The organism is Streptomyces sp. NPDC045026 (assembly GCF_056432625.1).
The window spans coordinates 412416-425515 of the sequence record NZ_JBWKIS010000005.1 but is presented as its reverse complement, the minus strand read 5'-3'; the positions used below and the strand labels follow the sequence as shown (position 1 = coordinate 425515).

Annotated in this window: 11 protein-coding genes and 1 tRNA gene; 9 read left to right on the top strand and 3 right to left on the bottom strand. The window is 70.0% G+C overall.

The window, feature by feature from the left end:
* Positions 1–282: 282 nt before the first annotated feature.
* Both AC07EJ_RS15060 and AC07EJ_RS15055 read right to left on the bottom strand, forming a co-directional pair.
* Complete coding sequence (locus AC07EJ_RS15060) at positions 283–3129, bottom strand: SUKH-4 family immunity protein (RefSeq protein ID WP_478884358.1); 2847 nt, start codon at positions 3127–3129, stop codon at positions 283–285.
* Between the two features lie 7 nt (positions 3130–3136).
* The gene (locus tag AC07EJ_RS15055; protein WP_389478074.1) at positions 3137–4162 is read right to left on the bottom strand and encodes an SMI1/KNR4 family protein; all 1026 of its coding nucleotides are present in this window, start codon (positions 4160–4162) and stop codon (positions 3137–3139) included.
* Between the two features lie 222 nt (positions 4163–4384).
* Between AC07EJ_RS15055 and AC07EJ_RS15050 the strand changes: the two genes are divergently transcribed.
* A complete protein-coding gene (locus tag AC07EJ_RS15050; RefSeq protein ID WP_389477642.1) occupies positions 4385–4957 on the top strand; it encodes a YwqJ-related putative deaminase in 573 nt (190 codons plus the stop codon).
* Between the two features lie 64 nt (positions 4958–5021).
* Positions 5022–5507, top strand: coding sequence for an SUKH-3 domain-containing protein (locus AC07EJ_RS15045; RefSeq protein WP_389477644.1), 486 nt, complete (start codon positions 5022–5024; stop codon positions 5505–5507).
* A 356-nt stretch (positions 5508–5863) separates the two neighbouring features.
* Here AC07EJ_RS15045 and AC07EJ_RS15040 read toward each other — a convergent pair whose 3' ends face one another.
* Entirely contained in the window at positions 5864–7201 is a 1338-nt protein-coding gene (locus AC07EJ_RS15040; RefSeq protein WP_478884357.1) for a sensor histidine kinase, read from the bottom strand.
* 167 nt (positions 7202–7368) lie between these two features.
* Here AC07EJ_RS15040 and AC07EJ_RS15035 point away from each other — a divergent pair, with 167 nt between their 5' ends.
* From AC07EJ_RS15035 to AC07EJ_RS15005, 7 genes are all read left to right on the top strand, one after another.
* Positions 7369–8226 carry a transposase gene (locus AC07EJ_RS15035; protein ID WP_478884356.1) on the top strand — a complete coding sequence of 286 codons (858 nt, stop codon included), beginning with the start codon at positions 7369–7371 and terminating at the stop codon, positions 8224–8226.
* Between the two features lie 27 nt (positions 8227–8253).
* Positions 8254–8325, top strand: a tRNA-Gln gene (locus AC07EJ_RS15030).
* A 77-nt stretch (positions 8326–8402) separates the two neighbouring features.
* Positions 8403–9899: a bifunctional UDP-N-acetylglucosamine diphosphorylase/glucosamine-1-phosphate N-acetyltransferase GlmU gene (gene glmU, locus AC07EJ_RS15025; RefSeq protein WP_389477651.1), complete on the top strand. Its 1497-nt coding sequence runs from the start codon at positions 8403–8405 to the stop codon at positions 9897–9899.
* Positions 9900–10018: 119 nt separating this feature from the next.
* The gene (locus AC07EJ_RS15020) at positions 10019–10996 is read left to right on the top strand and encodes a ribose-phosphate diphosphokinase (RefSeq protein WP_389477654.1); all 978 of its coding nucleotides are present in this window, start codon (positions 10019–10021) and stop codon (positions 10994–10996) included.
* Between the two features lie 241 nt (positions 10997–11237).
* Positions 11238–11822 (top strand): 50S ribosomal protein L25/general stress protein Ctc, encoded by a 585-nt coding sequence (locus tag AC07EJ_RS15015; RefSeq protein WP_389477656.1) that lies wholly within the window; start codon positions 11238–11240, stop codon positions 11820–11822.
* A 100-nt stretch (positions 11823–11922) separates the two neighbouring features.
* Complete coding sequence (gene pth, locus AC07EJ_RS15010) at positions 11923–12519, top strand: aminoacyl-tRNA hydrolase (protein WP_362897688.1); 597 nt, start codon at positions 11923–11925, stop codon at positions 12517–12519.
* A 106-nt stretch (positions 12520–12625) separates the two neighbouring features.
* Complete coding sequence (locus tag AC07EJ_RS15005; RefSeq protein WP_389477658.1) at positions 12626–13081, top strand: hypothetical protein; 456 nt, start codon at positions 12626–12628, stop codon at positions 13079–13081.
* The last annotated feature ends 19 nt before the right edge of the window (positions 13082–13100 follow it).

The window sequence follows — 13100 nt, the reverse complement described above, 5'->3', positions numbered from 1 at the left end:
ATGCGCCAAATATTGCTGAAAGTCGGAATCGAGGACCTTGAGGCGAGAGAGGTCACACGCCCACGAACAGATGAACAGGCCGAAAAGGACGCCCGGACTGCATGCGCGGCAGAGCCCAGAACGCCGATCGTCGTGCGGCACAGGTTCACCCATGCCCCGGCGGATGACCGGTCGCCTCGGTCGAGCCGCCGGCGGAAGCCCACACGGGAGAGCCCGTAAAGATGGAGAGGCGCGCGACCGATGCGGTCGCGCGCCTCTCCTCCACTCACTCCTGCCGACGGGCTACAGCAGTCCGTCCCACATCTGCTCGAGCAGCACCGACCACCAGCCCTCCGGCGACGCGAGCGCCGCCGGGTCGACGGCGGCCAGCTGCGCCTGGAAGTCGACGGTCCAGCGGCCCGCCTGCTCCTGGTTGAGCCCGAACCGCAGCGGCCACATCCGGCCGAGCACCGCGAGACTGCGCGCGAACTCGGGCAGGCCCGTGTTCACGAACTGCGGCGGCACCGGAGCACCGCCGGGACCCGCCTCCACCGGCACGGCCACAATGTTCGCCGTGCCGTACTGGACACAGATCGCCCGCCCGAAGTCACTGCCCATCACGAGGTACGAACCCGCGTCCGACGCGGGCTGCACCCCCCGCTCCTGCGCCAGCTCGGCGAGCGTCGGCACCGGGCGGCCCGGCTGGGCCTGCGCCCAGAAGAACGGCCCGAAGTCGGCGGGCAGCCCCGCCACGACGAGGGTGTGCGCCACGATGTCCGGCACGCCCTGACGGGACACGGCCCGCTGGTCGAACCGGAACACACCGGGCCCGAACGCCGCCGCCAGCTCCTGCCCGATCGCCTCCGGCGGAACCGGCGGCATCGGCTGCGCGGGCGGCAGCGGCGCACGCACCGGCGCGAGCCGCGCCGGACCGTCCGCCACCTGATGCAACTCGCCCTGGTGCGCGATCAGTTGCTGCATACCCTGCTGGCGCGACGCGTGGTCCCTGCCGTACGGGGCGATGGACGTGATCCTGGCCTGCGGCCACTGCTCACGGATCATGCGGGCACAGTACGCACCCGGCAGCTCGCAGGACTCCAGCTCCGTGTGCAGCTCCAGGACCTGGTCCGGCGGGATGTTCATGCCACGCAGCTCATGGAAGATCTGCCACTCCGGGTGCGGAGTGCCGGGCGCCGAGCGGCGGATCAGCTGCTGCTCGGAGCCGTCGGGCGCGCGGTAGCGCAGCACGGCCTGATACCCGGGCCCGACGGTCGGCTGCCCCGTCGGCTGCGGATACCCGTACGAAGCCGGGGGCGGACCACCCGGAACCTGCTGCCCGGGCATCGGCGGCGGCATCGGCATTCCGCCCGGCGCCTGCGGCGGCGCGGGAGGAGGCATGCCGGGACCGACCTGACCCGGACCGGCCAGCATCGTCGCGGCGTGATGGACACCGCCCCCCGGAGCCCCGGGCGCACCCGGAGCACCGGGTGGCGCAGGCGGGGGCGGGGCGCCGGGACCGGCCGGTCCCGGCTGGGCCAGCATCGTCGCGGCATGGTGCACACCGCCGGGCGGCGTACCCCCGGGCGGGCCGGGAGGCTGCGGCGCCCCGGGAGCACCAGGCGGGCCAGGAGGCTGCGGCGCGCCGGGAGTTCCGGGGGCGCCGGGCGGCTTGGGAGCACCCGCACCGGGCACGCCGGGCGGACCGGGAGGCTTGGGAGCCCCCGGAGTTCCAGGGGCTCCAGGCGGCTTGGGCACACCGGGGCCACCCATGCTCGGGTCGGCCAGCATCGTCGCGGCATGGTGCACACCGCCGGGCGGCGTACCACCCGGGGCGGGCGGAGCCTCGGGCCCGTCGGGGCCCAGCTGCGAGACGAGCTGCGTCGGGACGTAACCACCCGCCGGGGTACCGGGAACGCCGGGACCCGAGGGCCGCGCACCGGGAGTACCCGGGGCTCCGGGCGGCGGCGGAGTCGTCGCGCCACCACCACGCCCGGCGCGGGGCGGGCCCTGCGCCTTACTGGTCGCGGCGTCGGCGATGTCACCGGCCCCGGGCGCCAGCGGCCGCCCGGCCGCGTCGTGCCCGCCCGCCGACGGCGGCGTCTGCTGCGCACCGGGACCCTGCGGATAGCCATAGTTCGGCGGAGCACCGGGAGGCGGCGTCTGCTGCGCACCAGGTCCCTGCGGATAGCCGTAGTTCGCCGGAGCACCGGGCGGCGGCGTCTGCTGCGCACCCGGACCCTGCGGATAGCCATAGTTCGGCGGAGCACCGGGAGGCGGCGTCTGCTGCGCACCAGGTCCCTGCGGATAGCCGTAGTTAGGCGGAGCACCGGGCGGCGGCGTGCCCGGAGCGGCGGGAGCCTGCCCGTCGATCGCCGGTGCCACCGACGTACGCGGGAGCTGACTGCCACCCGACATCAGCGCCGTCTTGGCCTCAGGAGCAGCGGTGGGCGCAGGCACGTCGCCCGCGTCCACCAGCGGCGGCGCGAACACCGTCGCCGGAGGCGCGACCGAACGGTCCTCCTCCTCATCCGCGTTCGTGTCCGTACCGGCCCACGGGGTCGCCCCGACAGGAGCCGCGGGCGAAGCGGGCCACGGCGTAGCACCGCTGCTCGCGTCGACGGGCGCAGGGACGGCCGGCCCAGGCACGGAAGCACCCGCACCGGACCCATCGCCCGAACCCGAACCCGCCCCGCCGGATCCAGCGGCCCCTCCGGCCGACGACACCGCTGCCGCTGCCGACGGCGACGGCGCAGACGCATCCCCCCGCCGATCCGGAATACCCAGCTTGTCCGCCGCCTCCTGGAGCCACTCCGGAGGGCTCAACAGGAACGACGTCTGATTCAGATCCACCCGCTCCGGCGGCGCGTCCGCCGGCTCCGGCGAAGCGTCCGGCAGCCCGTACTCCTCCTCGTACCGCCGGATCACCTCGCCCACCGGCAGCCCCGGCCACAGCGAGGCGTCCCCACTGTCACGCGCGATGACGAGCCGCTGACGCCCGCCGTCGGACACCGGACCGCCCTCGCGGTCCTCGGCCCACACCACGAACCCCAGCTCGAACTCCCGCACCCGCACCTCACGGTGCTGATAGCCGGGCACATCCCCGTTGATCCACTCTTCGGCGCGCTCCTGCGCCTGCGCGAACGTCACCATCGGACACTCACCCCTCGTCCGGGACAGCCGAAGCAGCCGGCACGGCGGCGCCCGAAGCGTCGACCGCACTCGCGAAACCGCCGTCCACCATCAGGTTCGCCACCGTCTCCAGCTCCGGCGGATTGCCCGCCAGCCGGGCCAGGAACGCGTCGAAGTCGTCACCGCACGGCAGCAGCAGACGCTCCACCCGCTCGGCGACCGACCAGCCGGCCGTGTCCCCGCTGTCCCGCGCGTCGTCATACGCGCAGAACCACACCGAACCCGCCCGGTCACCCTTGACCTTCACGGCGAGAATGCCGCCCTGCACGAACCCGACACCCAGATAGTCCTTGGTCAGGTGATCACGCAGGCACTTGTTCACGTACACCAGATCGTTGACCGCGGCCTCGTCCCGCACCGTGAAGAACGGCTGGTCCACCAGAAGCCCCAGCTCGGCGTCCAGCGCAGCCCCCACCGGAGCACACCCGCCCGCCGCCTTCAGGAACGCCCGGTACGCACCCGGCAACCGGTACCCCAGATCCTCCTCGGCACCCAGGACCTGCTGCTCGGTCACCGCCACCGACGACTTCGGCAGCCCGAAATGCGCCGGCCGCGTCTCCTGCAACGGACGCGTACCCCGCTTGCCATGGTCCACCGCAGCCGTCGCGAGACCGCCGTGATGCCGCAGCAACGCCTTCACCTCGACCGGGACCAACTCCATACGACGACTGCCCGGCACGTGATGCCAGGTCCAGCCGTGCGGCGTCGCCACCGGCACGATCGTGTCCCACAAGTCATGCCCGGCGGCAGCCAGCGCCGCGTTCGCCGACACATAGTCCGTCAACCGCAGCTCATCGACCCCGAACCCCTCCGGGGGCTCGGCGATCTCCGCCGCGGCACGCGCGTAAGCCGAAAAGTCCGGAAAGCCGTTCCCGTCGATCCGTACGCCCCTGGGATGGCGCGCAGCACGGACCGGGTCCGGGAAGTGCACGACCTGCCCGGCGTAGGCCGCGTTCGGCGGCGCGGCTTGCTGCCCGAGCCGACCTGTCGTCATGGCGGTTGCCCCCTGCGGCACTGTTATGGATCGCGGATAGCGACAGCCTATGCGGTTGTACGACACCGGTCACCGGCCCTCCGGTTCCATGACCAGCAGTCACCCCACCGTGACGATGAGCCGACGCTCCCGCGTGTCGCCGCGCCCCAGCTTCCGCACCACCGGCCGCATTTGGCAGTCTGTGCACGCAACCCGGGGGATTGCAGGAGGGGAAAGCACCACATGCAGAGCAGCACCGCACCGTCATCCGACACAGCCGTCGCACCGGCCCCGGAGCCCGACACCGGACACCCGGCCACCGCCGACGACGCCTCCGGCGACCCACGCGTCGGCTGGAGCAGCGCCGACGACGCGCCCGCCCCTGCCCTGCGCCAGCGCCGCGACGGCATCCTGCCCACCGTCGCCGCCGCCCTCTCCGTCCGCGGCACCACGCTGACCAGCACCGCCGCCCGCGGCGAACACGCCCCCACCCTGCACCCACTCGTCCAGGACTACCTCGACACCCTCACCAGCGCCCAGCGCGACCGCTTCACCGGACGCTGCGCCGAAACGATCCTCATCTCCCGCCACCTCACGGCCGCCGACGAGGAACGCTCCAAACGCGCCCGCCGCAAACCCATGACCAACGGCGAAGCCCGCAAAGCTCTCAAACACGCCAAACTCACCACCCGCCGGATCCGCGAGGACGGCGACCCCCTGCACGGCGGCTTCGCCCGCCCCTGCCGCGCCTGCGCAGCACTCACCGCCCACTTCGGCGTCCACGTCGTGGACCCGGCCACGGACACCACCGGCTGACCCGCACACCACAGAGCACACACGCACCACCGCAGGCAGCAGCAGAACAGGACGAGGCCACCCCATGACCGCCGACCGCACCCGCTTCACCACCCCCGTCGACGCAGCACTGCGCGCCGCCGGCTGGCAGCCCGGACGCTGGGACATCAAACAGGCCGAATTCTGGGCCGACGCCCTGCGCACCCACGTATCCCCGGCCGGCCACCGCCACACCGTCTTCCCCGCCGCCGTCGAAGCCTGGGCCGAGTTCGGCGGCCTCCACCTCACCCCACAGGGCCCCGGCCGCCAGATAGCCCCCGCCCAGCCCCACCTCGACCCACTGCACGGCCTCCACATGGCCCGCACCCTCGGCGACCTCGGCCGCGCCCTCGACACCGAGGTCTGCCCCCTGGGCGCCGAATCCGGCTCCGAAGCACTCCTCGCCATCGACACCGAAGGCCGCGTCTACGCCCTCGACCACAGCGGCGACTGGTACCTCGGCCCCGGCATCGACCAGGCCCTGGAAACCCTCATCACCGGCACCACCCCAACCCGCCTCGTAGCGGCGTAAAGACGAAGCCGCAGGCCGCGAAGACGAACCACCGACGGCCGCCCGCATACAAAGCCGCAGGCCCGAGGGAAGCCCCGCCTCCCGCAGCCGCCCCCCGACGGGAGGGGACGCGGCGGGATGTGCGCGCGGAGCCACGTGCGGGAGCGCGCGGACCAATGTCCCCGTCCCCCTGAGCCCATAGAACAGCGAGCACGTACATCCCGCCGCGTCCCCGCACCCACGCACAGCGAGACGCACCACCCCGGCACCCGCACCCGACAGGCCCCGCCCGCCCCACACACGCGGCTCAAGCAGCACGGCCCACGCGGCGCAGCCCACCCAGCACGACCCACCCAGCGCAGCCCACGCAACACAACTCACGCAGCAGGCAGAACCGCCGAAACCCGATACCCCCCGGCATCAGTAGGCCCGCACACAAAAACCCCACCCAGCCCCGCCACCCGCTCCTTCATCCCGACCAGCCCATTCCCCCCACTGGGCAGCCGCGCCCCCACACCCGCATCCACATCCGACGGCGGCGGCTCGTTCTCCACCTGCATCGCGAACTCCGACACCCGATGCGCCAACCGCACATACGTCTTCGCACCCGCCGCATGCTTGTGCACGTTCGTCAGCGCCTCCTGCACCACCCGATACGCCGTCTGCTCGACCGCCGCGACATACGACCGCGCATCGCCCTCAACAAGAAGCTCCACCACCATGCCCGCCGCCCGCGACTGCCCCACCAACTCATCAAGATCGCGCAGACACGGCCCGTCCTCCTCATCGACGACCCGAGACGCCGCAGCAGCGGCCGCAGCCGCCACCCCCACCGCCGCCAACGGCACCCCCGCACCCGACTCACGCCGACCGCCACCGCCGCCGCCGCCGCCGCCGCCGCCGGACCGCATCACACCGAGCATCTCCCGCAGTTCCGTCAACGCCTGCCGACCCATGTCCCCGACCAACGCCGCGTTCTTCACGGCCTTCTCCGGATCCTTACGGGCCACCGCCTGCAACGCCGCCGCATGCACCACCATCAGACTCACCCGATGCGCCACCACGTCGTGCATCTCCCGCGCGATGCGCGTCCGCTCCTCACCCCGCGCCCACTCCGCCCGCTCCTCCGCGCGCTCCGCGAGCAACTGAAGCTCCCGCTCCAGCGAATCGTTCCGCTCCCGCAAACTCTCCATGAGCCGCCGCCGCGCACCCACGTACAGACCGAACAGCAACGGCGGAGCGGTCACGCCCAACGACGTGGTGATGGCGACGAACGGAACGAACCAGTCCCCCACCCGCACGAGATTCCCGTGCCCCACATCCTGCTGCGCCCGCACCACCGACACGATCAGCGTCCCGACGAACGACATCCCCGCCAGGGCCCCGATGATCCGCCGCGGCATCTCGGACGCGGCCAGCGTGTAGAGACCCACCACGCTCAGCAGCACACCCATCCGGGCCGGAGTCACCGCGACCCCGATCAGCACCACCGCGATCGGCCACCGCCGGCGCAACACCAGCGTGGCCCCGGCGAGCACCCCGAAAACAACCCCCACGGCCGCCGGCACCCCGGCGTCCCGCGCGAACCCGACCCCCTCAACCCCGCACTCCACCGCCGACGCGACGGCCAGCCCAACATCGAGCACGGCACTGCGCCGCCGCTCCCACCACCACGGCCCCCCGGCCGTCCGGTGCGTTTCCCCCGTCGTGGTCATGCCGTCCAGCCTACGGGCGCGAGGTGCCCCGTTTCCGGTGAGTTTCCGCGACAGCCCCCTGCCACGAGCGCCGTTCGAACAGAAGCGAAACCAACCGGTATCCCTCGAACTGTTGGCTCATATACAAATACGACCCACCCGCCCACGTCCCGAGCGAGCCTTTGCCTATGACGCAGACCACAGGCAAATACACAGACTTCGAGGGACTGCGGGAGCAGGCGGTCGCGCTGCGGCGCGAAGGGCGGAGCCTCCGCCAGATTGCCGATGAGCTGGGGGTCCACAGCAAGGAGACCTTGAGCCGCCTCGTCAGGGGCGAACCTCCGGCCGAGCGGAACAAGCGCCCCGACGCAAAAGACGATCTACGGGCTCAGGCGCGGGAGCTGCGCCGACTACGGCGGACGTACAACGAGATCCAGGCCGAGGCGGGCTGCTCGAAGAGCTCGGTCTCGCTCTGGGTACGGGACATGCCCAAACCTGAGGCCAAGTGCACACCGGAGGAACAGCGCGCCCGCATGAATGCGGGCCTCGCCCAACTGCGCGCTACTCAGGACAGCGAGCGCCAAGAGGCGAAGCGCGAGGCCGCGGAAGCAGTCGGCCCTCTCTCCGATCGCGAACTCTTCCTGGCCGGCGTGACCCTTTACTGGGCCGAAGGCGCCAAGAGCAAGCCCTATCGCCGCTCCGAGGCCCTTCAGTTCATCAACAGCGACCCCAACGTGATCCGTGTCTTCGTGCGCTGGCTCGAGCTGCTCGGCGTCACCACCGATCGCCTGACATTGCGAGTCAGCATTCACGAGTCGGCCGACATTGCGGCAGCTGAGGCGCACTGGGCAGAGGTCGTTGGCGTCGACGCTTCCGCATTCAGCAAGCCGACGATCAAGAAACACAACCCTCGAACCGTCCGGAAGAACACCGGCGAGAACTACCACGGCTGCCTCGTGATCTATGTCCGCCAAAGCGCCGAGTTGTACCGTCGCATGGAAGGCGCTTGGTACGGCATAGTGTGGGGAGCCCGGCCGACAGCCTGACGAAATGTCCGACTTAGGCCGTTTCCATCCCCCGTGGTGTAATTGGCAGCACTGTGGCTTTTGGTGCCATCTGTCCGGGTTCAAGTCCTGGCGGGGGAGCTCACGGCGTGGCGCGGCCCGGCGGGTCGGCGAGGCCCGCCCCCATTTCCGCCCCACAACGCCCCGGTATCCTGCGGATGTCCCCACCCCACAAGCATCCGAAGCCGAAGGGCACACCCGTGAGCGCCAACAGCCCCCGTCCGGCCGCCGTCGTCGTTCTTGCAGCGGGTGAGGGCACCCGTATGAAGTCGGCCACGCCCAAAGTCCTGCACGAGATCAGTGGTCGCTCGCTCGTCGGGCATGTGCTCGCCGCCGCGCGGGAGTTGAGCCCCGAGAATCTCGTCGTCGTCGTGGGTCACGAGCGGGACCGGGTGCGTGAGCACCTCGCCGGGATCGATCCGGACGCCCGTACCGCCGTGCAGGAGCAGCAGAACGGTACGGGGCACGCCGTGCGTATGGGGCTCGAGGAGCTCGGTGGCGCTGTCGACGGCACGGTGATCGTGGTGTGCGGTGATACTCCGCTGCTGACGGGCGAGACGCTGATGCACCTGTCGGCGACGCACACGGGTGACGGCAATGCCGTGACGGTGCTGACGGCCGAGGTTCCGGATGCGACCGGTTACGGCCGGATCGTGCGGGACGGGGCGTCCGGTGCGGTGACGGCGATCGTCGAGCACAAGGATGCGAGCGAGTCGCAGCATGCGATTCGTGAGATCAACTCGGGTGTGTTCGCGTTCGACGGTCAGTTGCTGGCGGATGCGCTGGGCAAGGTGCGTACGGACAACAGTCAGGGTGAGGAGTACCTCACGGACGTGCTCGGCATCCTGCGGGAGGCGGGCCATCGTGTCGGCGCCTCGGTCGCGGCCGATCATCGTGAGATCGCGGGTATCAACAACCGTGTGCAGTTGGCGGATGCGCGTCGGACGCTGAATGACCGGCTGCTGGAGCGGGCGATGCTGGCGGGCGTGACGGTCGTCGACCCCGCGTCGACGTGGATCGACGTGACGGTGGGCTTCGAGCGGGACGCGCTCGTCCACCCGGGCACGCAGCTGCTCGGCGCGACGCACCTGGGTGAGGGTGCCGAGGTGGGTCCGAACACGCGGCTGACGGACACGAGGGTCGGTGCGGGGGCGCGGGTCGACAACACGGTGGCGGATGGTGCCGAGGTGGGCGAGGGGGCGACGGTGGGTCCGTTCGCGTATCTGCGGCCGGGTACGCGCCTTGGTGTGAAGGCCAAGATCGGTACGTACGTGGAGACGAAGAACTCGACGATCGGTGAGGGCACGAAGGTCCCGCACCTCTCGTACGTCGGTGACGCGACGATCGGCGACTACACGAACATCGGTGCTGCGAGCGTCTTTGTGAACTACGACGGTGAGGCCAAGCACCACACGACGGTCGGTTCGCATTGCAAGACGGGTTCGGACAACATGTTTGTGGCGCCTGTCACGGTCGGGGACGGTGCATACACGGCTGCGGGGTCGGTCATCACGAAGGATGTGCCGGCGGGTTCGTTGGCTGTGGCCCGTGGCCAGCAGCGGAATATCGAGGGTTGGGTGGCTCGTAAGCGTCCGGGGAGTGCGGCTGCGAAGGCGGCTGAGGAGGCGTCCCGGGAGGCCGGTAGCGAAGGCTGACCGGAAACAGGTGCGTCCGACACGGCGTACCGTGATAGGTGCACACGATTCGGCTGCCTCGCTGCTAATGGGACGAGCGGGCGCAGCGGCGGAAGAACGCGTCTGAGGAGACAAGTGCTGTGAGCGGGATCAAGACGACCGGCGAGAAGAAACTGATGCTCTTCTCCGGCCGCGCGCACCCCGAGCTTGCCGAGGAGGTCGCGCACGCTCTCGGCGTCGGGATCGTTCCGACCAAGGCATTCGACTTCGCCAATGGCGAGATCTATGTCCGCTATCAGGAGTCCGCTCGCGGCGCCGACTGCTTCCTGATTCAGAGCCACACGGCTCCGATCAATAAGTGGATCATGGAGCAGTTGATCATGATCGACGCTCTGAAGCGTGCGTCGGCCCGCTCCATCACGGTGATTGTGCCGTTCTACGGTTACGCCCGTCAGGACAAGAAGCACCGTGGACGTGAACCGATTTCGGCGCGTCTGGTGGCGGACCTGATGAAGACGGCGGGTGCGGACCGCATTCTGACGGTGGATCTGCACACGGACCAGATCCAGGGCTTCTTCGACGGCCCGGTGGACCACCTGTTCGCGCTGCCGATCCTGGCGGACTACGTGGGGGCGAAGGTCGACCGCTCCAAGCTCACGGTGGTGTCTCCGGACGCCGGTCGTGTGCGTGTGGCCGACCGCTGGTGCGACCGCCTGGGCGCGCCGCTGGCGATCGTGCACAAGCGTCGTGACAAGGACGTGGCGAATCAGGTCACCGTGCACGAGGTCGTCGGTGACGTGAAGGGCCGCGTGTGTGTCCTCGTGGACGACATGATCGACACGGGTGGCACGATCTGCGCCGCTGCGGACGCGCTGTTCGCGCATGGTGCGGAGGACGTCATCGTGACGGCGACGCACGGTGTGCTGTCGGGTCCGGCTGCTGACCGTCTGAAGAACTCGAAGGTGAGTGAGTTCATCTTCACGGACACGCTGCCGACGCCGGGTGAGCTGGAGCTGGACAAGATCACGGTGCTGTCGATCGCGCCGACGATCGCGCGTGCGGTGCGTGAGGTCTTCGAGGACGGTTCGGTGACGAGCCTGTTCGAGGAGCAGGCGTAGTCGCGCTGACGCTCTTCTGCACCGATCGCTGATGCTCTTCTAGATCGATTTTGGGCGGCCTTCCGCGCCGGGTAGACTCACGGAGTTGCTCGGCGAGGGAGGCCGCACTGTTTTGTGCGGCGGTCCGTTATCGACGCGCTCTTCGTAGCAGGCCCGTTCGTGGCCGGGTGACCGCCCCCAAGCTCTCGACTTCGCTCGAGCAGGGGGGACCCCCATTCCCCTTCTTCTACGAGGAGTGCACATGGCTGAGATCAAGCTTGCCGCCGAGATCCGTACCGAGTTCGGCAAGGGTGCTGCCCGCGCCGTCCGCCGTGAGGACAAGGTTCCCGGTGTCATCTACGGTCACGGCGCCGAGCCGGTTCACGTGACGCTGCCGGGTCACGAGCTGCTGCTCGCGCTGCGTACGCCGAACGTTCTGCTGTCCCTGGACGTCGACGGCAAGACCGAGCTGGCGATCCCGAAGGCTGTCCAGCGTGACGCCATCAAGGGTTACCTGGTCCACGTCGACCTGCTGACCGTCAAGCAGGGCGAGAAGGTCACGGTCGAGGTTGCGGTCGAGACCGAGGGTGAGCTGGCTCCGGGCAGCTTCCTCGTCGAGAACGTGCTGAACACGCTGTCGGTCGAGACCGAGGCGACGCACATCCCGACCTCCGTCACCGTGTCGATCGCGGGCCTGGAGGGCGGCGACGCCATCCACGCCAAGGACGTCACGCTGCCGTCCGGTACGACCCTGGTCACCGACCCCGACGCCGTCGTCATCCAGATCCTGGCCGCGCAGGCCGAGGAGCCGGCTGCCGAGACCGAGGACGCGGCCGCCGAGGCCTGAGCCGTACGCTCTGCTTGACGGGGTGGCGGGCCACTGCGGCCCGCCACCCCGTTTTTTCATGTTCCCGTCCGTGTGTTGTACGTGAGGAGACGAGGTCCCGATGACGACCGATGCCACTGCCCCCTGGCTGATCGTGGGTCTCGGGAATCCCGGGCCCGAGTACGCGATGAACCGGCACAACGTGGGTTTCATGGTGGCTGATCTGCTGGCGGAGCGGATCGGTGGCAAGTTCAAGCGGGCGGGCAAGGCTCAGGCGCAGGTGCTCGAGGGGCGGATCGGTGCGCCGGGTCCGCAGAACCGCCGGGTGATTCTGGCGAAGCCGATGTCGTTCATGAACGTGTCGGGTGGTCCGGTGACGGGTCTGCGGGATTTCTACAAGGTGCCGGTCGGCAACATCGTGGCGGTCCATGACGAGCTGGACATCGACTACGGGACGATGCGACTGAAGCTGGGCGGTGGCGACAACGGGCACAACGGTCTGAAGTCGATCACGAAGTCGATGGGTGCGGACTATCACCGGGTGCGGTTCGGGATCGGGCGTCCGCCGGGGCGTATGCAGGTGGCGGACTTCGTGCTGAAGGACTTCTCGTCGACGGAGCGCAAGGAGCTGGACTACCTGGTGGACCGGGCGGCGGACTCGGTGGAGTGTCTGGTCACGGAGGGTCTGGAGCGGGCGCAGAGCGCGTACAACTCCTGACGTGTCGTGTGAGTTGACCGGGCATCTCGGCAGGTCACGGGCATCTCGACCGGGAACCGCCCGCTTTTCTTGACTCTTCGCGGGGCCATGGCCAAGGATCGCCGCCATGCTCTCGTACACCCGGCGGGCCGCGATGGCGGTCGTCGCCCTGCTGATCCTGATCGCGGGCGTCCGGGCGTCCTGGGCGTCGGCGCAGCACGTGATGCTCACCAAGGGCCGTGAGCACGGCACGCTGACGGTGACGCGGTGCACCGAGGACGCGTGTACCGGCCCTTACGCGCCTCTGTCGCCGGGTTCGCAGCCGCGCGCCCGTGTCGTCATCGACCGGTCGATCGCGGAGAACAAGGGCGCGCGTATCCCCGTGGTGGTGAAGCCCGGCTCGGACGAGGTGGTGCGCACGGGGGCTGCGGGGTTCTTCCACGCGTGGGTGCCGCTGGGCGGTGCGCTGCTGCTGGCGGCGGTGGTGATCGCGGGTGGGCTGCGCCTGACGCGCTGGGCATGGGTGACGGCAGCCACCGGGGTCGCGTTGCTGAGTGCCGCGTTCGCGACGCTCACCTGGTGAACTGCCGTCATGTCCCCAC

Excerpts from the sequence above, each read along its gene's own strand:
- AC07EJ_RS15045 (WP_389477644.1), top strand. The coding sequence starts at position 5,022 with ATGACCGCCGACCGCACCCGCTTCACCACCCCCGTCGACGCAGCACTG.
- AC07EJ_RS15035 (WP_478884356.1), top strand. The coding sequence starts at position 7,369 with ATGACGCAGACCACAGGCAAATACACAGACTTCGAGGGACTGCGGGAG.
- glmU (WP_389477651.1), top strand. The coding sequence starts at position 8,403 with ATGTCCCCACCCCACAAGCATCCGAAGCCGAAGGGCACACCCGTGAGC.
- AC07EJ_RS15060 (WP_478884358.1), bottom strand. The coding sequence starts at position 3,129 with ATGGTGACGTTCGCGCAGGCGCAGGAGCGCGCCGAAGAGTGGATCAAC.
- pth (WP_362897688.1), top strand. The coding sequence starts at position 11,923 with ATGACGACCGATGCCACTGCCCCCTGGCTGATCGTGGGTCTCGGGAAT.
- AC07EJ_RS15055 (WP_389478074.1), bottom strand. The coding sequence starts at position 4,162 with ATGACGACAGGTCGGCTCGGGCAGCAAGCCGCGCCGCCGAACGCGGCC.
- AC07EJ_RS15040 (WP_478884357.1), bottom strand. The coding sequence starts at position 7,201 with ATGACCACGACGGGGGAAACGCACCGGACGGCCGGGGGGCCGTGGTGG.
- AC07EJ_RS15050 (WP_389477642.1), top strand. The coding sequence starts at position 4,385 with ATGCAGAGCAGCACCGCACCGTCATCCGACACAGCCGTCGCACCGGCC.
- AC07EJ_RS15015 (WP_389477656.1), top strand. The coding sequence starts at position 11,238 with ATGGCTGAGATCAAGCTTGCCGCCGAGATCCGTACCGAGTTCGGCAAG.
- AC07EJ_RS15005 (WP_389477658.1), top strand. The coding sequence starts at position 12,626 with ATGCTCTCGTACACCCGGCGGGCCGCGATGGCGGTCGTCGCCCTGCTG.